Source organism: Hansschlegelia sp. KR7-227, assembly GCF_049446035.1.
GTDB lineage: Bacteria > Pseudomonadota > Alphaproteobacteria > Rhizobiales > Methylopilaceae > Methylopila.
The window spans coordinates 942,024-964,115 of sequence record NZ_JBMSEA010000001.1 but is presented as its reverse complement, the minus strand read 5'-3'; the positions used below and the strand labels follow the sequence as shown (position 1 = coordinate 964,115).

Here is a 22,092-nt window from a genome sequence, read left to right as displayed (position 1 = left end):
GCGCCGTTCGCCGACAAACCATGCCAGAAGAGCGCTTGTCGCGGCCGCCTCCTCCCGACAGAGCGCCATCGATTCCGGGAGATCAGGACGCAGATGACATTCCCTTTCCCCAAACCCACGGCGCGGGTCCTATGGGCTCTCGCGGCCTGCTCAGGCCTCGCTCTCGCGCAGAGCGCCGCGGCGCAGTCCGACGGGCCGAAGACGCCTCTCCCGCCGCGCGACGCTCCCCGGGCCGCCCAGCCAGGCGCGGCGAAGCCGGCGCAGGACCCGGACTGGCCGTGCGTCCAGGTTAAAGTCGGCTCGATGAGCTACGGGCAGTTTTGGGCCGGCCCTCCGATCGAGGACGCCATGAAGGTCTGGCGCGAAGACCCCGCGGTCGCCGACCTCGTCCCCGTGCTGGTCGCCCGGCGCACCTCGATGGAGGAGGTTCGCAAGGAGCTCGACGCGTTCGCCGCGTCGGCGGGCGACAAGAAGGCCGAGAAACTGCAGCTGCTGTTCGCGGGCGTGTTCGAGGAGCTGAACTCCCAGCGCGGGCGTCTGATCACCGGAATCGAACGCTACGCGCGCAAGCAGCGCGCGCTGTCGGAGCGCATCAAGACGGAAAGTCTGAAAATCGCCGAGACCCAGAAAGACATGGCCTCGCAAAACTCCCCGGAAGGCGTTCAGCAGCAGCAGGCGCTCGATTGGGACACCCGGATCTACGACGAGCGTTCGCAGTCGCTGACCTATGTCTGCGAAAGCCCGGTGCTGCTCGAGCAGCGGGCGTTCGATCTCGCCCGCGAGATCCAGGCTCGACTGGGGTGACCGTTCGCGACCGCTTTCCAGCCCGGCCGCCGCTCCTCCTCGACCGCCGAAGCGCGGCGCGGGGCCTTGCGGCGACGGGCGTCACGGGCGGCTTGATCCATCCGGTCCGAGCGCAGATCGCAAGTCTGGAGATCCTCGCCCCGGTCGGGGCCGGACGCGGCTCCGATCAGCTGGCGCGCGCCGTCGCGGAGGGGCTGCGGCTCGAACGGCTGGTTCCGAGCGCCAGCGTGTCGACCGCGCCGGGCGACGACGCGGACGCGATTGTGGACCTCGTCGGCGGAAAGCGGCCCTCGGCCAATATGATGGTTATCGGTCTCGAGACCATCGGCGCCCTGTTCGCGCGGGGCTCGAAGGTCGACATCCTGCAGGCGCCGCCGCTGGCGCGCCTGACCGGCGAGGGTCTGGCGCTGGTCGCGCCCGCAGGCTCGCCGATCAAGTCGCTGGCCGAGCTCCTCTCCGCGCTGCGTCAGGACCCCGGGTCCGTTCGCTGGGGCGGCCGGGGCGCGGGCAGCCCCGACGAGCAGCTTTGCGTGTCGGTGGCGCGCGCGACGGGGGTCGACGCCAAACGCATCGCCTATGTTCGCGACCGCGACGGCGTGGCCGTGTCCATGCGGGTTCTGCGCGGCGAGGTGACGGTCGCCGGCGCCCCGCTCAGCGACCTCATCCACCAGATCCGCGGCGGAACGCTCACGCCGCTCGCGCTGTCGAGCGGCGCACGCGCGAAGGGCGTCGATCTGCCCACCTTTCACGAGCTCGGCCTCGACGTCGAGCTTACGATGTGGCGCGGGGTGGTCGCGCGGCCGGCGATGAATTCGACGCTGTTCGAACGTCTCGAAGGCGCCCTCCAGGCGCTGACGAAAGCGCAGGGCTGGCGGGAGATGCTCGAGCAGCGCTTCTGGTTCGACGACTACCAGGCGTCGGACGCGTTCGCGCGGTTCGTGGCGTCCGAGCAGCGTCGGGTCGCCGACCTGCTGCGGGATGCGGGAAGGCCGAACTGACGCGGGGGACCAACCCTCAGGGCGTTTTGGCCGCGGGCGGCGGAACATAAGGCTTGCCGGGCTCGAGCGGCTGTCCGTCCTCGCTCCAGCCGTCGGTCCCGGCCGGAAACCAGAGGACGCGGGAGTAGCCCCAGGACAGCGCGCGCTTCGCCGCGTTCCAGGACATCCAGCAGTCCGCCCGGCAGTAGAACAGCAGCGCGCGGCTTTGGTCGCCCGCCGTCAGAACCCGCAGACTTTCTCTGAAATACGCCTCCATCTCCGGACTGAGCGCGCCATAGCCGACATTGGCGAGCCAGACGCTGCCGGGGATGTTGTCGCGCGGCTTGTCGCGCCAGATCGTGCCCGGCGGGAGGCTCGGCGGCTTCACGTCGCGCGGCATGGTGTCGAGGAAAAGGACGTCGCCTTCCCGCCGCAGCGCCTTCGCCTCGGCGGGGTCCACAACCCGCGCGCCGGCGAGCGTCGCCGGCGTCGGGGAACGGTAGTCATCCATCCGATAGCCGGCCGGTTCGGGCGGGGCGCTCTGCGCGCGAGCGCCGAACGCCCCGCCCGCCAATCCGAGCGCGACGAGAGCCGCCGCCAGGCAAAACAGCCTCATCGCGAAGCGGACCGCTTACTGGGTGACGGGCAGCGGTTGGTCGCGTTCATCGAGCAGCGGAATGTTGTAGGACGCCAGAATCTTGTTGATCTCGGCCTGATGCTTGGAGATGAAGTCGTTAAGACGGTGCTTCCAGTTCTCCTCGCCCGGCCGCACGCCAAAGGTGATGCGATAGGACATCGGAGGCGCGCCCTTCTCCTTGACGAGAGGGACCGAAGACATGTCTCCGGCAGCTTTCACCGCGGCGCCGCCGATGGGCCCCCAGAGGATGCCGGCGTCGATCGCGCCCGACTGAATGTCCTTGATCATGTCGTCCGCCGGGGATTCATAGCGCCGATCCACCGTCAGGGAATACGGCTTGGCCGTGCCCATCAACCCGTTCCGGATGAGGTGGCTGGCGGCCGGTGTCCCCGCGATCACCCCTACGCGCTTCCCCTTCAGTCGAGGATCAGAAAGGGCGTCGACGCCTTCGAGCGGCCCGCCCTTCTTGACGACGAGGATGGAGGTCGAGCGCATGAACGCGTTCGTGTTGAGATAGGGATCCGCGCCCGCGGCGACGCCGAGGACGACGTCGCATTGTTTGACGCCCAATGTCATGCGGTAGAAGCCCGTGGCCTGCGGAAACCACTTGTATATGAGCGGAATGCCGAGATCCTGAGCGAGCAGCTCGGCGATCTTGTTCTCGTAGCCCTCGCCCTTCTCGTTGGAGAGCGGCATGTCCGCCGGGTCCGCGCAGACCCGCAGCGTCGCGCGGTTCACGAGATCGGACGTCTGCGCGCCAGCCGGCGCGACCGCCGCGAAGGCGGCGGCGACGGCGAGCGCCGCGGCAGGCCATGGCTTGAAATGGCGGAATCCAAAAATCATCGCTTCAGCGTCTCCTCTTTCGGCCGTTGACGTCGACCTGGCTTTGATCCGGAGCCCATCGGCCGCCCAATGGCCGCCACGTCGTCGACGGTCTGAGGCCAACGGTTCAAGCGCCCGACGGTTGCGGCCCTCGCCGGCCCGGCCGCGCGCAATGTCAGCCGAGGCGGGTGGCGGGTCTTGCTGGTCCGGGGCGCCCTCGACGCCCGCCGACAGCGCTCGGGCGCTTCCGGTCGTCGCCCTCAGCCTGCCCTGCCGTTCATCATGGGATCGGCGTCGCCGTCGTCCTTGATACGCGAAGGCCCGGCCGCCGGATTTCTCCGACAGCCGGGCCCCCATTTAGATGGAGCTTGACCTCAGACGGTCAACTCCGATCGCGTCACGAGCTCGGCAGAGCGAAGACCGTGAGCTGGCCGCCGAGAGCGGTGTAGTTGGACAGCGCCGCATAGCCGCCGACCGCGCCGAGGCCGTCGGTGGAGTTGGTCAGGCCGGCCGCGAGGCCGATGCCAGCCCAGCCGCCGATGCCCGAGAGGATCGCGACGTACTGCTTGCCCTTGTGCTCATAGGTCATGACGTTGCCGATGATGCCGGACGGGGTCTTGAACTTGTAGAGTTCCTTGCCCGTCTTGGCGTCGACCGCCTTCAGGTAGCCCTCGAGCGTGCCGTAGAACACGACGCCGCCAGCGGTGGCCAGAGCGCCGGACCACACGGAGAACTGCTCCTTGTTGGACCAGACGATCTTACCCTTCTTGCCGTCCCAAGCGATGAAGTTGCCCATGCCGCCATGGCTGTTCGGCGCGGGATACATCGAGAGGGTCGCGCCGACATAGGGCTGGCCGGCGGTGTACGAGACGCGGAACGGCTCGTAGTCCATGCAGACGTGGTTGGTCGGCACGTAGAACAGCTCGGTCTCCGGCGAATAGGCCGCAGGCTGCTGGTCCTTGGTGCCGAGCGCCGCCGGGCAGATGCCCTGCGAGTTCACGTCTTCGCCGTTCTGCTCCGTGGAGTACTTCGCCACGACGAGCGGACGGCCGTAGGTCTTGGACGACTTGTCCATGTCGACCTTGGTGGCCCAGTTCACGACCGGGTCGTACTTCTCGGCGACGAGAAGCTCGCCGGTCGCGCGATCGAGCGTATAGCCGAAGCCGTTACGATCGAAATGCGTGAGGATGGGACGCTTCTTGCCGTCGATTTCCTGGTCCGACAGGATCATCTCGTTGATGCCGTCGTAGTCCCACTCGTCATGCGGGGTCATCTGGTAGACCCACTTGGCCTTGCCCGTGTCAGGGTCGCGGGCGAAAATGGTCATCGACCACTTGTTGTCGCCAGGACGCTGCTTCGGGTTCCAGGTCGAGGGGTTGCCCGTGCCGTAATAGATCAGGTTCAGCTTGGCATCGTAGGAGTACCAGCCCCAGGTCGAGCCGCCGCCGGTCTTCCACTGATCGCCTTCCCAGGTCTTCAGCGAAGAGTTCTCGCCGACCGGCTTGCCAAGCTCCATGGTTTCCTTGGGATCGATCAGGGTCTGATCGTCCGGGCCCATGGAGTAGCCGCGCCACACCATCTTGCCGTCTTTGATGTTGTAGGCGGTGACATGGCCCTGGACGCCGAACTCGCCGCCCGAGATGCCGACGATCACCTTGTCCTTGACCGGAAGAACGGTCGCGGTGTTGGTTTCGCCCTTCTTCGGGTCGCCGTTGACGACCGACCACTTCTTCTCGCCCGACTTGGCGTCGAGCGCGACGAGGGTGGTGTCGGCCTGGTGCAGGAAGATGATGCCGTCGGCGTAAGCGAGACCGCGGTTGACGGTGTCGCAGCACATCACCGGAATGACCGACGGATCCTGCTTCGGCTCGTACTTCCAAACGATCTTGCCGCCCTGGTCGAGATCCAGCGCGAACACGTTGTTCGGGAACGGCGTATGCAGATACATCATGTTGCCGATGACGAGCGGCGAGCCTTCGTGACCACGAAGCACGCCGGTCGAGAACGTCCAGGCCACCTGAAGCTTCTTGACGTTATCCTTGGTGATTTCGTCAAGCTTCGAGTAGCGCTGGTTGAAGTAGTCGCCCGTCTGAATGCCCCACTGCTTGGGGTCCTTGATGATGTTGGTGACGCTGTCGTTGGCGGACACCGGCCAAGCCATGCAGGCGGCGCCCATCAGGCCCGCTGCGATCGCGACTTTGCGCATTCCTTAGTTCTCCCTCTTGTACGCAGTCCTTAGTCAGCCCCTCGCGAGACGCACCAATGGAGAGGCACCATTCATTATTGTTGGACTTTCGCCTTCCGCATCGTGTCACGGTTAGCCGGCGCATGGCTTGCGGCGCTTGGGACGCCGCAGGCCCCGACCACTCCTACGAACCGCCATAGTCCATAAGGACGCCGACGTAGAAGCCGAAGACTGTGCGGAGGCTAGACCGCTTCCTTTGACCACGCAACAGGACTTTAAGATATAAGGGACTTATTATGAATTTGCTGCATGCGCTAACTTATTATATTGCACCGCATTATCGCCATTCCGCCTCGCGATAGGCCTCGATCGCGTTTCGCGCGTTGAATTCGTCGAACAGAGCCCAGCCGTCGCGCTCCGAAAGCCCGGCGCTTTCCGACGCCTCGCGCAGCGTCGCCGCCTTCTCGATCATGGCTTCGACGTCGGACCGAAGCCGGTCGAAATAACGCTGTTGCGGGGCGAGCGCGCCGGGCCAGTCGACCGAGGCCGGCCCGTGCCCCGGCACCACGCGCGCCACCTTCCGCTCGGCCGTCCGCCTCATCACCTTCACCCAACCCTCAAGCGAACCGTCCACGCTCGGAAGATGGCCGACGAACAACAGGTCGCCGAGGAACCAGGTGTCGGTCCGCGCGTCGAGGATCGTCAGGTCGTTGTCGGTGTGGGCCGTCGGCTCCGCCTGCAATTGAAGCTTACGGTCGCCGAGATCGAGCTCCAGGCGGTCGGCCACCTCGATGTCGGGCGTCACGATGTCCTCGAGCCGCAGGTCGGCCGCGCCGTCGGTCTGGCGCTTGGCCGCGTCGAGATAGGATTGCGCGCGGGCGAGAAGCGCCCGGGCGAATTTCGCGTGGGCGACGAACTTCGTCCCGTCGGCCTTGAAGGCGACGTCGCCCAGCGCGTGGTCGGGATGCATGTGGGTGTTGATGACATAGGCGATGGGCAGCTTCGTGCGCGCTCGCACGGCCGCCAGCAGGCGCTCGCCCGCCTGACGCGTGTTGCCGGTGTCGATGACCGCGACCGAATCGCGTCCCACGATGAAGCCGACATTGGCGATCGCGCCTTGATTCGCCGCGGACAGAAGCGCGTAGGGCGCCTGGTAGACGAAGACGCCCGGGGCGACTTCGGTCGTCGGCAGCGGCTCGACCCCATCGGCGCGGGCGGCGACGGACGCCATGACGGTGACGGCGCAGAGCGCCGCCAGGCCCGATCGAAGCGCGCTCCATCGAAGAGCGGGCGATCCGGGCGCGACGGGCGACGGGCGAGGACTCATGCGAACGCTCCCTGATGCCGCGCCGGTTCTCGCGCCGACGTCGGCCGAGATTTAACCCCCCGGGCCCCGTCCGTCGATCCGGAGCGATCCGGCCCGCCGCGTCCATACGGCGCGCCGGAGCCCGGGCGAGTTGGAAAGCGGCGTCCCGGCTGGTAGCGTCGCGCGTTCTTTCTTTCAGCCGCCAGGCGACGGCCGGCGACGGCTCACCCCGATGCATGCACTCGTGAAATTCGGCGGCAGCCTGCTCGGCTCTGCCCTGCTTCAGTCCCTGCTCGACGTCGCGACGCGCCGCGGCGCCATCGTCGTTCCCGGCGGCGGCCCTTTCGCCGACGCCGTCCGCGACGAGCAGGCGCGGCTCGGATTCGGCGACGCCGCCGCGCACCGCATGGCGATTCTCGCGATGGACCAGGTCGCCTGCGTTCTGGCTGAACGGGCGCCGTCGCTCGTGTCCTGCGCGACGGCCGACGACTTCGCCGCCGCCAGGCTCTCTGGACGACCGACGCTGTGGCGCCCCTCCGTCATGGCGCTCGCGGCCGATCTCCCGGCCTGCTGGGACGTGACCTCGGACAGCCTCGCGCTGTGGCTGGCGACCGAGCTGGGCGTCGCGCGGACGATCCTGCTCAAGTCCGCGCTCGTCCCCCCCGGCGGATCGCCCGACGAATGGGCGAAGGCCGGGGTGATCGACCCGCATGCGCCGATTCTGGCGCGGGCCTATCGCGGCGACCTCCAGTGCCTCGGTCCGGCGGACCCCGCCGCGCTCGACGCCGCGCTCGGCGCGCCTCGGCGCATCGCGGCGTGAGCGCGGAGAAGGTCGCCCTGATCACCGGGTCGCTCGCCGAGACCCGGCTGACTCGTCTTGCGGACGAGCTGCGCGGCGAGACGCTCGATCCGGTCGTGCTCAATGTCGGCGTCAAGGTCGCGGCGCTGATGACGGCCGAGATCGTGGAGCGGCGGCTGACGCTGCCCGAGTCGGTCGTGCGCGCCGTCATGCCCGGCCGGTTCCGGGGCGATCTCGACCGTCTCCAGGCGCATTTCGGCGTTCCGTTCGAGCGCGGGCCGGAGGAGCTCGCCGATCTGCCGGGCTTCTTCGGCCGCGGCGGGCTGGAGCCCGACCTGTCGCGCCACGACTGCCTGATCTTCGCCGAGATCGTCGACGCCACCGTCCTGTCGACGGCGGACATCGTCGCCCGCGCCACGTCGCTGAAGGCCGACGGCGCGGACGTCATCGACCTCGGCTGCATGCCCGACACGCCCTTCGGCCATCTGGAAGAGGCGATCGCGGCCCTGAAGGCGGAAGGCTTCGCCGTCAGCGTCGATTCCGCGAACCCGGAGGAGCTCGCGCGCGCGACCCGCGCCGGCGCGAGCTATCTGCTCAGCCTGAACGAGACCACCCTCGCCATCGCCGACGAGGGCGAGGCCGTCCCGATCCTCGTGCCCTCGACGCCGGGCGACCTGCCGTCGCTGATCCGGGCGGTCGACGCCATGGAGGCGACGGGCCGGCCGTACTTCGCCGATCCCGTGCTCGATCCCATCCATTTCGGCTTCACGGCCTCCGTGGTGCGCTACGCCGAACTCCGGCGCCTGCGGCCCGAGGCGCCGATCCTGATGGGCATCGGCAACCTGACCGAGTTGACCGACGCCGACACGACGGGGATCAACGCCATTCTGATGGGCATGATCTCGGAGCTCGCGATCACGGCGGTGCTCGCGGTCCAGGTCAGCCCGCACTGCCGGACGGCGGTGCGCGAGTTCGACCGGGCGCGGCGCGAGTTTTTCGCCGCGCGCGAGGCAGGCTCGCTGCCGCAAGGCTTCGGCGGAGGGCTGATGGCGCTCCGCGACCGGCGGCCGGTGGCGTCGAGCGCGGCGGACGTCGCGGCTCTCGCCGCCCAGATCCGCGACCGCAACTACCGGATCGAGGTGTCGGAGGCGGGCGTGCACATCTTCAACCGCGACGGCCTGCGCACCGCGGTCGACCCGTTCGATCACTATCCCCATCTCGCCGTCGAGGGCGACCCTGGCCACGCCTTCTATCTCGGCGTCGAGACCGCCCGCGCGGAGATCGCGTTCCGGCTCGGCAAGCGCTATGCCCAGGACGAAGGACTGCGTTTCGGCGTCGCCGGCGAGACCGCGGAAAGCATCGAGCAGGCCCACAAGATGGCGTCCTTCAAGGAGGCGGGATCGACGCTCGCGGACAAGAGAGGGCGCAAGGCGCCCGGGGAGCCTGACTCGTGATCCGCGAGACGATCGTCACCACCCTGTCGCCCGAAGGAAGGCCGCACGTCGCGCCGATGGGCGCAACCCCGATCGACGGCGGCTGGCTGCTGCAGCCTTTCCGTCCTTCGACGACGCTTGAGAACTTTCTCGCGACTCGCTGCGGCTGCGTGAACTTCACCGATGACGCCCGGGTGTTTGCCGGCTGCGTGACGAAGCGCCGGCAGGACTGGCCGACCGAACCCGCCCTGGCCGTTCCCTCAGTTCGTCTCGCCGGCGCCCTCGCCCATGACGAGGTCGAGGTCGAGAGGATCGATGACGGCGAGGGCCAGCGGCCGAAGCTTTATTGCCGGACGGTCCACGCCGCGAACGACCGGGCCTTCGGGGGCCTGAACCGCGCCGTGGCGGCGGTGCTGGAGGGCGCCGTGCTCGTGAGCCGGCTGGACATGCTGCCGGCGGACAAGATCGACGCCGAATTCGGCTATCTCCAGATCGCGATCGACAAGACCGCCGGCCCCGAAGAGCGCGAGGCCTGGGGCTGGCTCAGCGACGCCGTCGCGGCGCACCGCGCGAAGGCCGCGTCGTGACCGGCCTGCTCGCAAGCGTCGCGACAGTCGACGAAATGGAGGTCGTTCGCGCGGGCGGCGCCGCGATCGTCGACCTCAAGGAGCCGTCGGCCGGCGCGCTCGGCGCCTGGAGAACCGCGGCGCTCGAGGCGGCCGTCGCCCGCTGGCGGGGCTGGCCCTCCCCGTCGCCCCTGCTGAGCGCGACGATCGGCGACCAGCCGATGACCCCTCCGGTCGTGGCCGCCGCGGCGGAGCGCGTCGCCGCGACCGGCGTCCCCATGGTCAAGCTCGGGATGTTTCCGGGCGGCGAGCCGCTCGGCTGCCTTGAGGCGCTCGCCCCGTTGGCCGCGCGCTGCGATCTGATCGCGGTGTTCTTCGGCGACGCCGAACCGGACTTCGGGCTGCTTCCGGCCATCGCGGAGGCGGGCTTCCATGGCGCCATGATCGACACCGCGGACAAGTCGGCCGGCGGCCTCCGGAGGCATATGACGGACGCCGCGCTCGCCGCTTTCGTGACGCGGGCGCGGGAGCGCGGCCTTCTGGTCGGCCTCGCGGGATCGCTCAAGATCGAAGACGTCGGCCCGCTTGCGGCGCTGAACCCGGACTATCTCGGCTTCCGCGGCGCGCTCTGCGCGGGCGGCCGGACGGGCCGGATCGACGCCCGCGCCGTCGCCGCCCTCGCCACGGCCCTACGGGATCGCCGGCGCGCGGCATAAAGCTTTTCCGTCAGCCGACGACCAACGCCTCGCCCTTGCCGCCGGCGTAGAGGTCGCCCGCCAGCCGTCGCGCGCGGGTCACGCTGGTTCCGAAGAAGGCGGCGAGCTCCTGCGATCGCCGGGCCAGCACGCGCAGCATGACGAGGTCATGCACGCCCGCATCCGCGAAACCGCCGCCGAGGCCGTCCGTCGAGCGCAGAAACAGCGTGCCGCGTTTCATGCCGCGGCCGGCGTTCTTGCCGAGCTTGCCCGCGATCGCGACCGTGCCGGCGATCAGGTCGGTGGCGGCGCCCTCGCCCGCGTCGCCATGGACGACGATCACGCCGCCCCGCAGGCGCTCGGCCGCGCGCGGCCCGGCGGATCCGCCGACCACGACGACGCCGCCGCTCATGCCGCGCTTGGCGCCCTCGCCCGCCGCGCCCAGCCGCTCGCCGGCGTCGCCGCCGATGACGATCTTGCCGCCCGCCATCTCGCTCGCGGCGAACGCGCCGGCCGAGCCCTTCACGGAGATCATGCCGCCCGTCATGCCGCGGCCGAGCCGCGTGCCGACGTCGCCTTCGACGACGATCTCGCCTTCGGAGAGGCCGGCGCCGACGCCGTCGAGCCGTCCGTCGCTCCCGTGGAGCGTCAGGCGTCCGGCGCCCGAGCCGCTGATCGCGAACAGCTCGCCGAGCTCCACCGACTTGCCGCCATAGCCGATCCGCCGTCTGGCGAGATCGACGCCGTCCTCCGGCAGGACGTTCGAGAGGTCGACGCGCGCCTCGAAGACTCCGCGGGGAGTGAGGATGATCCCGGTCACGCCATGATCTCCCGGAGCTTGAAGTGGAAGGGTCCGAGATTTCCGCCGTAGTTGCCCGCGTCGATCGCGACCACGCCCTTGGCGCGGCCGAGGGCGACGATCGCCTCGATTCCCGCCTTGGTGCAGGCCGTGACCGCGGCTTCGGAGACGCCGTCGATCACGATCTCCATGACGGATGCGACCTCGGCCGGCAGCTGGCTCTCGGTCTGGGCCCTCAGCGTCGGGCAATAGGCGTTGTTCGAGGAGGCGAACATGCCCTTGTATTTCGAGCCGACCTTGGAGCCGGAGCGCACGATGCCGCCCGGAAACGGCAGGATGCAGCCCTCGACCTTGGTCATGCTCTCGACGGCCGCTTCGGCCGCCGCCAGAGCCTCGCCGCGCGAGGTGGCGAGAATCAGGATGTTGCCGCCGCCGACGCCGGAGACCGAGCCGGTCTCATGGTCGCAGACGAATTCGCCCTCCATCACGGGGATGCGCCAGATCCGGCGGCCGTCGACGTTCTTCGAGATCTGCCAGCCGTCGCCGAAATAGCGCAGCGCCTTGCCGATCGAGATGGCGTCGCCGCCTTCGAGGCCGGAATAGCAGGCGGAGGTGGGCGAGGTCAGCACGCACTGGCCGATCCGGTTCGGCACCACCGCCTTGAGGCTCTTGATGTCCATGGCGAAGATCAGCACGGCGACGCCGGGGCGCCCGTCCGGCGTGTCCTCCGGCGCAAGCTCCTTCTCGACGCCGGCCTCGCAGCCGCAGCCGATGACGGAGGTCGCGAAGCCCGTCATGGTCTTGGCCGCGATCATCGCCCACTTCGCCGTGTCGGCGGTGATGATCAGACGCGCGCCGACCATCGGGAACGCTTCCGCGAAGCTGTCGCGGATTTCGACGCCGTTGAGGATCATGCCGACCGCTCCGTCGCGTGCGTCACCGTGCCCTGCCCGCCCCGGATCTCGCTGTCCGAGAGCTTGAAGGTCTTGGCCTTGAAGCCCATCGCCTCGTCGAACCAGCGGTCGAGCTTGGCGTCCATGCTGGCGTCGTGCTCGGGCGCCACCTGGTGGGTGCGGCCGTAGACGAGATCGACGATCTCGCCGTTCTTCACGATGACCGTGCCGTCCTTCACCACGTAAGCCGCCTTCGCGAACATCGCCTCGCGATCGGGATCGTCGCGATAGACCACGACGTCGCCCACGCCGCCGGCGCCGAGATGGCCGCGGTCATGCAGCCCGAGGATTTTCGCCGGAGCCGCGCGGGTGATGATCGCGATCTCCTCCAGCGTGTACTCCCGCTTGATCTCGAGCAGGTTCGAATGCTTGCGCGCGGCCTTGGACAGCCTGCCGAACTGCTCCTCGCGGAACTGGCGGTCCATCAGCAGCTTGATGAGGTGCGGATAGGTCGTGAACGGCGCGCCGTTCGGATGGTCGGTGGTGAGGAAGATCCGCCAGGGATCCTCGACCAGCAGAAACAGCTCCAGTCCGATCGCCCATTGCAGCGCATTGACGAAGGACTTGTCCTTGTACTCGAACGGCACGATCCCACAGGCGGCGTCCATCTCGATATCCATGCCGATCCAGCGGCTTGGGCTCGCGATGCCGCGATTGCGGTGCTGCGACATGAAGTCGGCGGACGCCGTCACCGTCTGCCCGAACATGATCTGGCCGACGTCGATCGAAATGTTCGGGTTCTTGTTGACGGCCTCGGCGATCCGGGCCGCGCCGGAGGAGAACTTCCGGTCGCCCTCGGTTCCGTAACTGTGGAACTGCACATGCGTCATGTGCAGCGGCATGCCTTCGGCCGCCGCGATCGTGTCGATCGTGGTCTGCTCGTTGCCGGGCACGCCCAGATTGCAGCCGTGGAGATGGATCGGGTGCGTCAGCCCGAGCTGAGTCACCGCCTTGATCAACGTCTGCAGAATGGTGCGCGGCGTGATCTCGTAATGCGGGTTCTTCTCGTCGAGATCCATTTTCCGGGCGTTGAACTTGAACGCGTTGATGCCGCCCGGATTGACGATCTTGATCGCCATGCATTTGGTCGCCTTCAGCATCCAGGCGACGTAGTCGTTGACCGCCTGCTGCCCCGAGCCCGAGGCGATCAGGTCGAGCAGGAAATCGTCATTGCCGAGCACGAGATAGCCGCCCGTGTCGAGGAACGGGATGTCGCCCATCTCGGCGTGCATGTGGCGCGCGTTCGCCGCCACCACCGCGGGTTCGAAAGCGGCCGTGAAGCCCATTTCGGCGTAGCGGCAGCCGGTGGCGTGCGCGGTCATGGTCGAGAGGCCGCCGCCGCAGGCGCAGAACGGACCCTGCGGCTCGCGGAAGGCGCGCTGCTCCTCGACCATCAGGAGGCGGGCGATGTTCGACTTGCCGCCGGCGATGTGGCTGTGGATGTCGATGCCGCCGGCCATCACGATTCCGCCTGAGGCGTCGATCGTCTCGGTCACCCCTTCGGCTGCGTCCGCGGCGACGATCCGACCGTCCTGGATCACGACGTCGCGGACGACGCCGACCTCGCCGTTCGCGGGATCGAGGACCTTGCCGCCGGTGATGCGAATGGCGCTCAACGGTGCTGCTCCAGAATGCGCTTGAGAACGTCGGCGACGCTCGGCAGGCCGCTGTCGCGGTGCTTGCCGAGCGGGATGGCGACGACCGTGTCGGTGCGGAAGGCGAGGCCCGCGTGGTCGAGGCCCGGCTGGCCCACGGGAATGAACACGTCCGGCTCGCGCTCGAATTTTGTGGCGGGATGCGCGATCGCGATCAGCCTGGCGTCGGATTCCGGCGGAAGCTCCGGCCGGAACGACGACGTCCACACCAGCACGTCGGCCTCGGCGAGCGCGGCCTCGGTCGCGTTCAGCGTCTGGTCGTGGCTCGCCACGCCGCCGCTGAAGGCGGTGCGAAGCGGGAAGCCGACATTCCAGAGGAAGGTCTGGTTCGCCCCGATCAGATTGTCGCGGCCGGCGAGCGGCAGGCAGGCGGCGCGCGTCTCGACGTTGAGCGCGTCGACGACCGCCGCGGCGCGCTCGACGACGAGGTCGCCGTCGGAGCCGAGGGAGGCAGCGCTCCAGGCGAGCACGCCGTATTTCGCGGCTTTGAGAGACGTTGCGAGCGGTCCGATGTCCGGATCGCCGGAGGCGGCCGGCGTACCGGCCACGAGGGCGTGCAGGCGCGACAGACAGTCGACCAGGCCGCCCTCCGGGACGGAAATCGTCTCCACTTTGGCCCCGGCGAGCTGGGTTTTCGCCTCTGCCGTCGGCTCCCCGCCGAGAAAGACGACCCGTCTCACGCCCTCGACAAAACGTCCCTTCGCGGGCGTCACGCGGTCGTACAGGCGATGGAACGACTCGGACGGATCAGGACCGACCACGACCAGCAAATCGCAGCGGTTACGGACCTCGGCGAGCGTCGTCGCGACCCAGCCCTTGCGTTGCGCGGTCGAAAGGTTCCGGAACAGACCGGCCGAGGCGTAGTGGTCGACGCCGCCTCCGACCTTGCCGGCGAGCTTGATCACGGCGCGAACGCCGTCGACGTCCGTCCCGAGCCCGGCGTGGAACGGGGCGCGCGCTCCGGCGAGCAGGTCCGCCGCCGCCGCGATCGCCTCGTCGAGCGAAGCGTCGGAGCCGCCCACGCGCGGGGCGGGATTGGAAGCCTGCGAGCGCCTGAACAGCGCGGCCGCGCGGCCGCAGGCGCCCTCCCCGGCTTCAACCGCCAGACCATCGATCTTGAGCGAGACGTCGTCGCATCCGAGCCCGCAAAACGGGCAGACCACGTCGATGTGCGTGGAGCCGCCGCCCTGCGCCTCAGTCATATTTCACATAGGCGAAGCGCTGGTCGCCCTGCGGCGTGCCCTCGAGCCCCTGCCCTTCGGTCCCGGGCTGCCACTGCACCACCTCTTCGATCTTCTTCGCCAGAGCGAAGTCCCGATCGGTGATTCCCTTGGCGTCGTGCGACATCAGCCGCACCTCGACCCAGGCGTAGGAGGCCGTGATGTCGGGATGGTGCCAGGCCGCCTCGGCGAGATGGCCGACGGTGTTGATCACCATCAGGGTGCTTTTCCAGCCTTGGGTCTTGTAGGTGCGGCGGATCCAGCCGTCTTCGAGCCTCCATTTCGGCAGCTCGGCGGCGAGACGCTCCTTCACCTGATCGTCGGGGATGGAGGATTTTCGTTCAGCCATTGTCGGGCGTCCTCGCGTCGCTCTTATTTTGAATCCGAGGGTTACATAGCCCAGCAAGGCCGCGCAACGCGTCGCGACCTTTCGTCCGCCTAGGCTTTCGACCCATCTTGCAAGGATGGCGAGCCCGGCGTCGACCGCCTATGGTGAAGATCGGATCGCCTATGACATCATCTTCGAACCGGACCCTATCGCGCGACAGCGGCGTCGGCGCCGCCCGCGCCGTTTCGGTGAAGGCGCCCGGCCGTCTGCATATCGGCTTCCTCGACATGGGCGGCTCGCTCGGGCGCACCTTCGGCGGGCTCGGCATGGCGCTCGACCGGCCGGCGACGCGCGTGACGCTGACGTTCGCCGAGCGGGCCGCGTCGGGCGGCCCCGACGGAGATCGCGCGGAGGCGGCGATCGCGACCGTCGCCGCGGCCCTGGGGGTCGATGATCGGGTCTCCGTCACCGTCGAGACGGCGCTGCCGCCTCATGCCGGTCTCGGTTCGGGCACGCAGCTCGGCCTTGCGGTCGGCGTGGGTCTCGCCCGCCTGAACGGCCTCTCGACCACGCCCCGCGAGATCGCGGAGATCCTCGGCCGCGGCCGACGCTCGAGCATCGGGCTCGCAGCCTTCGAAGGCGGCGGCGGCGTCGTTCTGGACGGCGGCAAGGGACCGGGCGGCGGCGCGCCCCCGATCCTGTCGCGGATCGCGATTCCGGACGACTGGCGCATCCTCCTCATCCTCGACGGCAAGATGGCCGGACTCAGCGGCTCGCGGGAGACGACGGCGATGGCGCGCCTCCCGCTCTTTCCGGAGGCCTTGGCGGATCGGCTGTGCCGGCTGGCGGTGCTTGGCGCCCTGCCGGCGGCGGCGGAGGGCGACGCCGTCGCGTTCGGCCGGGCTGTCGGCGAGATGCAGCGGCGCCTGGGCGACCATTTCGCGCAGGCCCAGGGCGGCCGCTTCACCAGCCCGGACGTCGCCGACGCCCTCGCCGCGATCGAGGCGACCGGCGTTCCCGGCGTCGGGCAGAGCTCGTGGGGCCCCACCGGCTTCGCCGTGCTGGGCGATGCGACGCAGGCCGAGGATCTGGCGATCGAGATGCGCAGGCGTTACGCCGACCGGCCGAGCCTCGCCTTCGAAGCGGTCCGCGGCTCCAACCGCGGCGCGACCATCGTGATCACGCCCGAACGCGCCGCGCCGGACCGCCTGTCCGAACTGTCTGGAGACGCCGATGTCCGACGCTGAACCCATCCTGCACATGATCACGCCGCTCAAGAACACCAGTCCGTTCGACGTGAACATGGGCGTGGACGCCGGCTTCAAGACGATCGCGACCTACCAGGAGGTCGGCCTCAAGGACGTCGTCGGCCTGACGCAGGACGCGATGTTCTCGCGCTCGCCGAACGACGCCAAGCGGACCGTGCTCTTCATCGGCGGCAAGGACGCGAGCCTGGCGCTCGACCAGATGGCGGCGGCAGCCTCCGCCCTGTTCCCGCCCTTCGAGATCTCGATCTTCGCCGACCCGTCCGGCGCCTTCACGACGGCCGCGGCCATGATCGCGCAGGTGGAGAAGCGTCTCCGCGGCAAGCGCGAAGGCGGCCTCGAGGGCGCCCGGGTGCAGGTCTACGGGGCGACCGGCATCATCGGCGGCATCGCCGCGGTGATCGCGGCGCAGGCCGGCGCGAAGGTCACGATCGTCAGCCATCTCGTGATCGAGGACGTCGAAGCCAAGGCCGTCGACTTCAAGAAGCGCTTCGGCGTGAAGCTCGACTGCGCCGTGGCGCGGGACGATGCGGAAAAGACGGCGCTGGTGAAGAACGCCGACGTCATCCTGACCTGCGCGTCCGCCGGCGTCGAAGTCATTTCGGCGGACGTGCTGAAGGCGGCGGACAACCTCCTCGTCGCAGCGGACATCAACGCCGTGCCGCCGAACGGCGTCGCCGGCGTCGATTCGAACGCGGACGGCGTGGCCCTGCCGCACGGCGTCGGCATCGGCGCGCTGACCATCGGTCAGGTCAAGTATCAAGTGCAGCACCAGATCCTGAAGCGGATCCGGAACTCCGACACGGCGCTGCAGATCTCCTTCCTCGAGGCGTTCGAGCTTGCGCGCCAGCTCTCGGAGTGACGCCTTAGACGTCGCGGTCGTCGCCCTGTCGGCGCGCGCGCTCGCCCGATCCGCGCGGCGGGCCGGGCTTCGCGCGCTCGCCGTCGATCTCTTCGCCGATGCCGACACCTGCGAACACGCCGCACTCGCCGTGCGCTCGCCCGCCGGGCGCCGCGGCGTGCGGTTCACGCGCGCCGGGCTGCTCGCGACCCTGAAGGCTCACGCTCCCGAGGGGCTGCCGGTGGTCTTCGGCGCAGGACTTGAGCACGCCCCTTCGCTGATGGCGGAGATCGGCCGGCGTCACCCGATCCGCGGAGCGTCCCCGGACACGGTCGCCCGCCTCAAGGACCCGGAAAGCTTCGCCCGCCTGCTCTCAGATCTCGACGTGGCGCATCCTCGGATTCGAACCGGCGGCGGCGCGCCGCGGGGCCACGAGTGGCTGTCGAAGCGCGCCGGCGCGTCCGGCGGCGGGCATATCCGTTCCGGCGTCGGTCACGGACGTCCCACGGCTGCGGGCCGCTATCTGCAGGAGCGGGTTCCGGGGCGATCGATCTCGGCGCTGTTCCTCGCCGACGGCCGCGCGTCGCGGATCGTCGGCTTCTCCGAGCAGTGGCCGGATCCGACGCCGCGATCGCCGTTCCGCTATGGCGGCGCGGTCGGTCCGGTCGCCTTGCCCGGCCCGCTGGTCGCCGAGGTGGCGCGCACGCTCGACGGATTGGTCGCGGCCACCGGTCTTGTCGGCCTCGCCAGCGCCGACCTCATCGTGCCCGATGGCGCGCCTGGAGCCGCCTTCTGGGTGCTGGAGATAAACCCCCGCCCCGGCGCCACGCTCGACGTGTTCGATCAAGGGGCCATGCCTTCACTGCTCGGCCTGCACCTGGACGCCTGCTCAGGCCGACTTCCGCACGCCCTTCCCGAACCGGCCTGCGCCTACGCCGCGGCGGTCGTTTACGCCGAACGCCCTGTCTCGACGGCGTCGCTACCAAGGCCGGTCTGGACGGCCGACTGGCCGTCGTGCGACGAAACGGTCCCCGCCGGCGCGCCCGTCTGCACGATCGCGGCCGCCGGCGCCTCGCCTCAAGCGGCCCGCGCGCTCGTGTCCGAGCGCCGCGCCGCGCTTCTGACCTCAATCCGCGCCGCGCAGCCGGCGCCCACGAACCTGATGGTGTCCGCATGACGAAGAAGCCCAGCGTCGCGAAGCTCTCCGCGCCGCTCGTCGAGGCCCTGATCGCGGACGCGGAGATCCTGCGCCTCGGGGTCGAGCGCACCGAAACCGGCGCGACCATCGTCGACGGCGGGATCGACGTGCGGGGCGGCCTGGAGGCCGGCCGGCGCATCATCGAGATCTGCCTCGGCGGGTTGGGTCACGCCCGCTTCGTGCCCGATGCACGCTTCCCCCGCTGGACGACCGGCATCCAGATCGTCACCAACGATCCGGTCATCGCCTGCCTCGGCAGCCAGTATGCGGGATGGAGCCTCTCGGAAGGCGACTTCTTCGCGCTGGGCTCCGGCCCCGGCCGCGCGCTTGCGGCGAAGGAGGATCTCTACGGCGACATCGCCTACTCCGACGCGGGCGACGCAGCCGCGCTCGTGCTCGAAGTCGACAAGCGCCCGCCGGCTACCCTGGTCGCTCAGATCGCCAAGGATTGCGGCGTCGCCGAGGACAAGCTGACGCTGATCCTGACGCCGACCCAGAGCCTCGCCGGCACCGCGCAGGTCGTCGGCCGGGTGCTCGAAGTGGCGCTTCACAAGGCGCATGCGGTGCATTTTCCACTCGAGCGAGTCGTCGACGGCTCGGGCCTCGCGCCTTTGCCGCCGCCCGGCGCGGATTTCCTGTCCGCCATGGGCCGGACCAACGACGCGGTGCTCTACGGCGGCCAGATCACGCTCTATGTCGAGGGTCCGGAAGACGAGGCCGAGCAGCTCGCCAACCAGCTCCCCTCGAGCACCTCGCGCGACCACGGCCGACCGTTCGGCGAGATCTTCGCGGGTTACAACTACGATTTCTACGCCTGCGACGCGGGGCTGTTCTCGCCTGCGGTCGTCACCGTGACGGCGCTCCAGACCGGGAAGAGCTTCACCGCCGGCGGCTTCGAGCCGGCCCTGATCGAAAAGTCGTTCTCGGGCGCCTGATGCGCCGGTCCCGGCGACTGCGGCCGCCGTCGGCGGCCGCAGTCGCCCGTGGGCGTGTGGCCGGCGCGGGGTCGAGACACAAAGCCATGACGGAGCTTACAGCGGCCCCATGATCGTCGAAGACGCCGTCGTCATCTTCACGGAAAAGGCCGATTGGCACAGCCACGGCCTCGCCGCGGCTTTGTCGCGCGAAGGCTTGCGCCCGCACATCCTGTCGATGGCCGAATGCGGCTTCGACCTGGCGACCGGACGACCCGGACTGCGCGTGCCCGGCCTCGCCGGCCGCCTTCCGGGCGCGATCTTCGTGCGGCTGATCCCGTCGGGCACGACGGAACAGATCACCAGCCGGCTCGGCCTGCTGCATGCGGCGGCGTCGCTCGGCGTCGCCGTCGTCAACGACGCGCGCGCGATCGAGGCCTGCGTCGACAAGGGCATGACGACCTTCCGGCTCGCCGCCGCGGGCCTGCCCACGCCCCGCTCGGTCGTGCTCGAACGCCGGGACGACGCGCAGGCGGCCTTCGAAAGTTTCGGTGGCGACGCCGTGCTGAAGCCGCTGTTCGGCGCGCAGGGCAAGGGCATCGTCCGGCTCGCGCAAGGCGACGCCCTACCCACGCCCGAAGAGGTCGGCGGCGTCTACTACCTCCAGGAGTTCGTCGCGAGCCGCGGGTCGAGCGCCTCCGGCGGCGCCCACGACTGGCGCGTCTTCGTCGTGGACGGACGCGCGGTCGGCGCCATGATTCGCCGATCGAGCGGCTGGATCACCAACATCTTTCAGGGCGCCGAGGGCGAACCGGCGGCGATCGACGGCGAAGCCGCCGCGCTCGCCGTGCGCGCGGCGGCGGCCGTCGGCGCGGCCTATGCCGGCGTCGACCTGATCGAGGCGGAGGACGGCCGCTTCCTGGTGCTCGAGGTCAACTCGATGCCGGCCTGGAAGGGCCTCGCCAAAGCGACCGGCGTCGATGTGGCCGCCCTGCTCGCCCGTGATCTCGCGAGGCGCCTGGCGCGCGCCGATGCCGCCTGAGCCCTGGGACCTTGTAGGCGTCGCGAACGCCTTCCGCGCGGCCTGTTTCGCCGAACTCGACGCGCTCAAGCCGGGCAACGTCCACCGCTTCCGCGACGGCCACGGCATGACGGTCGCGACCTTCCGGCGCGCCGCGGAAGTCGCGTCCGTCCGACTGGTCGCCGGACGGACGGTGGGGGAGCGCATCGAAGGCGCCGTCAAAGCCTCGCTCGCAGCCGTCGGCTGCAACGCCAATCTCGGCATCGTGCTGCTTGCGGCGCCTCTGGCCCACGCCGCCCAGACCAAAGACCGCGACGAGCGGCTGCGCACCGCCGTCAGCCGCGTGCTCGACCGCCTCACCGTCTCGGACGCGGAAGCGGCGTATCGCGCGATCGCCGCCGCCAATCCCGGCGGTTTGGGCTCAGCCGACCAGCACGACGTGAGGGAGCCTCCGCGCATTACGCTGCGCGAAGCCATGGCGGAAGCCGCCGGGAGAGATCGAATCGCGCTCCAATACGTGACCGACTTCGAGGACGTGTTCGCCGCGGCGGAGGCGTACGCGGTCCGCGGCCCCGGTCGCGAGGCCGTCGAGGACGTCTATCTCGGTCTGCTCGGCCTCTATCCGGACAGCCATGTGGCGCGAAAGTTCGGAGCCGAGACGGCGGAGGCCTTACGCCGGGAGAGCGCGCTGTTCGCCGCCGGTCTCGACGGCCGCCCAGATCGTCAACGGGCGCTCGACGCCTATGACCTGCATCTGAAGGCCAAGGGGCTGAACCCCGGCACCACCGCCGACCTCACGGTCGCCGCGGTGTTTGCAGCGACGCTCGACGGACCGCCGCCAGATCGGCCGACGTGAGGCGTCCGTCATGCAAAGCGCTCGCGACCAGCGCTCCGGCGACGCCGAGCTCGGCCAGGGCCGTCAGATCCTCCAGGCCGCGAATCCCGCCGGCGGCGTAGACCTGCCGGTCGCCCGCGCGCGCCACGACGTCCGCCAGTCGCTCGAAATCCGGTCCCGCGTCGGCGCCCACGCGGGCGAGCGTCATCACGATCACCCTCGACGGCCACATCTTGGCGTCGTCGTGCGCCTCGCGCGGGCCGAGCGGACCCGAAGCGTCGTGGTCGAGCGACAAGACGGATTTGCCCGCCCACAGAGCGCGCTTGACCCCGAACGCGTCGTCGAAGGATTCCGTCCCGACGACTGTTCGTCCGGGCCCCTGCCGCGCGCGCCGCTGCAGGGAGCGGACGTCGCTCTCGCCGCGATCGACCCAAAACTCCAGGTCGCGAAAAACCGCTGCGAGCGCCGAAATCGTGGCGTCATGGCCGCCTCGGCCTCGGATGGCGTCGAGGTCCGCGACATAGAGGCGGCGAAAGGGCGCGACGGCCATCAGCGCCGCGACGATCGCGAGCGGATCGGAGCCTGGGGTCAGGCGTGACGCGATCGGGCGGTAGGCGTCGCGTTCGCCGCGCCGGGCGTGAACGACCTGCCCGCCCATGAGATCGAGCACAGGGATGACGTCCAATGTCGCGACGCTCCGTCGACGCGGTACGGTTTCCTGACGGGCGCCAAGGACTTATGGTCCGGCGCTTCGAAGGGACGGTATATGCGGCCGCGGCCGTCCGCGCTTCGACTTTCGCGGGGGTCCGGTGCGCGTCTTCCTATGTGAATATGTGACG

Annotated in this window: 22 protein-coding genes; 12 read left to right on the top strand and 10 right to left on the bottom strand. The window is 69.4% G+C overall.

The window, feature by feature from the left end; translation table 11 throughout:
* Nucleotides 1–93 precede the first annotated feature (93 nt).
* Both ACO2RJ_RS04490 and ACO2RJ_RS04485 read left to right on the top strand, forming a co-directional pair.
* Nucleotides 94–804 carry a hypothetical protein gene (locus ACO2RJ_RS04490; protein WP_423266818.1) on the top strand — a complete coding sequence of 237 codons (711 nt, stop codon included), beginning with the start codon at nucleotides 94–96 and terminating at the stop codon, nucleotides 802–804.
* Nucleotides 801–1,802 (top strand): Bug family tripartite tricarboxylate transporter substrate binding protein, encoded by a 1,002-nt coding sequence (locus ACO2RJ_RS04485; RefSeq protein ID WP_423266817.1) that lies wholly within the window; start codon nucleotides 801–803, stop codon nucleotides 1,800–1,802. Before ACO2RJ_RS04490 ends, ACO2RJ_RS04485 begins: the two co-directional genes overlap by 4 nt.
* Before the next feature lie 16 nt (nucleotides 1,803–1,818).
* On the opposite strand, the gene ACO2RJ_RS04480 is transcribed toward ACO2RJ_RS04485, so the two are convergent.
* The 4 genes from ACO2RJ_RS04480 to ACO2RJ_RS04465 all read right to left on the bottom strand — a co-directional run bounded on the left by ACO2RJ_RS04480 (nucleotide 1,819) and on the right by ACO2RJ_RS04465 (nucleotide 6,752).
* Nucleotides 1,819–2,397 carry a PQQ-dependent catabolism-associated CXXCW motif protein gene (locus ACO2RJ_RS04480; RefSeq protein WP_423266816.1) on the bottom strand — a complete coding sequence of 193 codons (579 nt, stop codon included), beginning with the start codon at nucleotides 2,395–2,397 and terminating at the stop codon, nucleotides 1,819–1,821.
* Between the two features lie 15 nt (nucleotides 2,398–2,412).
* Entirely contained in the window at nucleotides 2,413–3,261 is an 849-nt protein-coding gene (locus ACO2RJ_RS04475; RefSeq protein WP_423266815.1) for a quinoprotein dehydrogenase-associated putative ABC transporter substrate-binding protein, read from the bottom strand.
* 376 nt (nucleotides 3,262–3,637) lie between these two features.
* Nucleotides 3,638–5,446, bottom strand: a complete 1,809-nt coding sequence (gene xoxF5, locus ACO2RJ_RS04470; protein ID WP_423266814.1) for a lanthanide-dependent methanol dehydrogenase XoxF5 — start codon at nucleotides 5,444–5,446, stop codon at nucleotides 3,638–3,640.
* A 316-nt stretch (nucleotides 5,447–5,762) separates the two neighbouring features.
* Complete coding sequence (locus ACO2RJ_RS04465) at nucleotides 5,763–6,752, bottom strand: quinoprotein relay system zinc metallohydrolase 2 (RefSeq protein ID WP_423266813.1); 990 nt, start codon at nucleotides 6,750–6,752, stop codon at nucleotides 5,763–5,765.
* 211 nt (nucleotides 6,753–6,963) lie between these two features.
* On the opposite strand from ACO2RJ_RS04465, the gene ACO2RJ_RS04460 reads away from it, so the two are divergent.
* Genes ACO2RJ_RS04460 through ACO2RJ_RS04445 form a run of 4 tightly spaced genes read left to right on the top strand, consistent with a single transcriptional unit; the run spans nucleotide 6,964 to nucleotide 10,245 of the window.
* Complete coding sequence (locus tag ACO2RJ_RS04460; RefSeq protein ID WP_423266812.1) at nucleotides 6,964–7,551, top strand: aspartate kinase; 588 nt, start codon at nucleotides 6,964–6,966, stop codon at nucleotides 7,549–7,551.
* Nucleotides 7,548–8,984, top strand: a complete 1,437-nt coding sequence (locus tag ACO2RJ_RS04455) for a DUF6513 domain-containing protein (protein ID WP_423266811.1) — start codon at nucleotides 7,548–7,550, stop codon at nucleotides 8,982–8,984. The genes ACO2RJ_RS04460 and ACO2RJ_RS04455 overlap by 4 nt, the downstream gene beginning before the upstream one ends.
* Nucleotides 8,981–9,550 carry a DUF447 domain-containing protein gene (locus ACO2RJ_RS04450; RefSeq protein WP_423266810.1) on the top strand — a complete coding sequence of 190 codons (570 nt, stop codon included), beginning with the start codon at nucleotides 8,981–8,983 and terminating at the stop codon, nucleotides 9,548–9,550. The genes ACO2RJ_RS04455 and ACO2RJ_RS04450 overlap by 4 nt, the downstream gene beginning before the upstream one ends.
* Complete coding sequence (locus ACO2RJ_RS04445; RefSeq protein ID WP_423266809.1) at nucleotides 9,547–10,245, top strand: (5-formylfuran-3-yl)methyl phosphate synthase; 699 nt, start codon at nucleotides 9,547–9,549, stop codon at nucleotides 10,243–10,245. The genes ACO2RJ_RS04450 and ACO2RJ_RS04445 overlap by 4 nt, the downstream gene beginning before the upstream one ends.
* Before the next feature lie 10 nt (nucleotides 10,246–10,255).
* Here ACO2RJ_RS04445 and ACO2RJ_RS04440 read toward each other — a convergent pair whose 3' ends face one another.
* Genes ACO2RJ_RS04440 through ACO2RJ_RS04420 form a run of 5 tightly spaced genes read right to left on the bottom strand, consistent with a single transcriptional unit; the run spans nucleotide 10,256 to nucleotide 15,200 of the window.
* On the bottom strand, nucleotides 10,256–11,044 hold the full coding sequence (locus ACO2RJ_RS04440; protein ID WP_423266808.1) for a formylmethanofuran dehydrogenase subunit C: 789 nt from the start codon (nucleotides 11,042–11,044) through the stop codon (nucleotides 10,256–10,258).
* A complete protein-coding gene (fhcD, locus tag ACO2RJ_RS04435) occupies nucleotides 11,041–11,937 on the bottom strand; it encodes a formylmethanofuran--tetrahydromethanopterin N-formyltransferase (protein WP_423266807.1) in 897 nt (298 codons plus the stop codon). The genes ACO2RJ_RS04440 and fhcD overlap by 4 nt, the downstream gene beginning before the upstream one ends.
* Complete coding sequence (locus ACO2RJ_RS04430) at nucleotides 11,934–13,592, bottom strand: formylmethanofuran dehydrogenase subunit A (protein ID WP_423266806.1); 1,659 nt, start codon at nucleotides 13,590–13,592, stop codon at nucleotides 11,934–11,936. The genes fhcD and ACO2RJ_RS04430 overlap by 4 nt, the downstream gene beginning before the upstream one ends.
* Entirely contained in the window at nucleotides 13,589–14,833 is a 1,245-nt protein-coding gene (locus ACO2RJ_RS04425) for a hypothetical protein (RefSeq protein WP_423266805.1), read from the bottom strand. The genes ACO2RJ_RS04430 and ACO2RJ_RS04425 overlap by 4 nt, the downstream gene beginning before the upstream one ends.
* The gene (locus ACO2RJ_RS04420; RefSeq protein WP_423266804.1) at nucleotides 14,826–15,200 is read right to left on the bottom strand and encodes a 4a-hydroxytetrahydrobiopterin dehydratase; all 375 of its coding nucleotides are present in this window, start codon (nucleotides 15,198–15,200) and stop codon (nucleotides 14,826–14,828) included. Before ACO2RJ_RS04420 ends, ACO2RJ_RS04425 begins: the two co-directional genes overlap by 8 nt.
* A 161-nt stretch (nucleotides 15,201–15,361) precedes the next feature.
* Here ACO2RJ_RS04420 and ACO2RJ_RS04415 point away from each other — a divergent pair, with 161 nt between their 5' ends.
* The 6 genes from ACO2RJ_RS04415 to ACO2RJ_RS04390 all read left to right on the top strand — a co-directional run bounded on the left by ACO2RJ_RS04415 (nucleotide 15,362) and on the right by ACO2RJ_RS04390 (nucleotide 21,274).
* Entirely contained in the window at nucleotides 15,362–16,426 is a 1,065-nt protein-coding gene (locus tag ACO2RJ_RS04415; protein ID WP_423266803.1) for a beta-ribofuranosylaminobenzene 5'-phosphate synthase family protein, read from the top strand.
* Complete coding sequence (locus tag ACO2RJ_RS04410) at nucleotides 16,413–17,306, top strand: NAD(P)-dependent methylenetetrahydromethanopterin dehydrogenase (RefSeq protein WP_423266802.1); 894 nt, start codon at nucleotides 16,413–16,415, stop codon at nucleotides 17,304–17,306. Before ACO2RJ_RS04415 ends, ACO2RJ_RS04410 begins: the two co-directional genes overlap by 14 nt.
* Nucleotides 17,284–18,462, top strand: coding sequence for an ATP-grasp domain-containing protein (locus tag ACO2RJ_RS04405; RefSeq protein WP_423266801.1), 1,179 nt, complete (start codon nucleotides 17,284–17,286; stop codon nucleotides 18,460–18,462). Before ACO2RJ_RS04410 ends, ACO2RJ_RS04405 begins: the two co-directional genes overlap by 23 nt.
* Nucleotides 18,459–19,418 (top strand): methenyltetrahydromethanopterin cyclohydrolase, encoded by a 960-nt coding sequence (gene mch, locus ACO2RJ_RS04400; protein ID WP_423266800.1) that lies wholly within the window; start codon nucleotides 18,459–18,461, stop codon nucleotides 19,416–19,418. Before ACO2RJ_RS04405 ends, mch begins: the two co-directional genes overlap by 4 nt.
* 109 nt (nucleotides 19,419–19,527) lie before the next feature.
* Nucleotides 19,528–20,439, top strand: coding sequence for an ATP-grasp domain-containing protein (locus ACO2RJ_RS04395; RefSeq protein ID WP_423266799.1), 912 nt, complete (start codon nucleotides 19,528–19,530; stop codon nucleotides 20,437–20,439).
* Entirely contained in the window at nucleotides 20,429–21,274 is an 846-nt protein-coding gene (locus ACO2RJ_RS04390) for a triphosphoribosyl-dephospho-CoA synthase (protein ID WP_423266798.1), read from the top strand. The genes ACO2RJ_RS04395 and ACO2RJ_RS04390 overlap by 11 nt, the downstream gene beginning before the upstream one ends.
* On the opposite strand, the gene ACO2RJ_RS04385 is transcribed toward ACO2RJ_RS04390, so the two are convergent.
* Nucleotides 21,213–21,938, bottom strand: a complete 726-nt coding sequence (locus tag ACO2RJ_RS04385; RefSeq protein WP_423266797.1) for a HisA/HisF-related TIM barrel protein — start codon at nucleotides 21,936–21,938, stop codon at nucleotides 21,213–21,215. The genes ACO2RJ_RS04390 and ACO2RJ_RS04385 overlap by 62 nt on opposite strands.
* Between the last annotated feature and the right edge of the window lie 154 nt (nucleotides 21,939–22,092).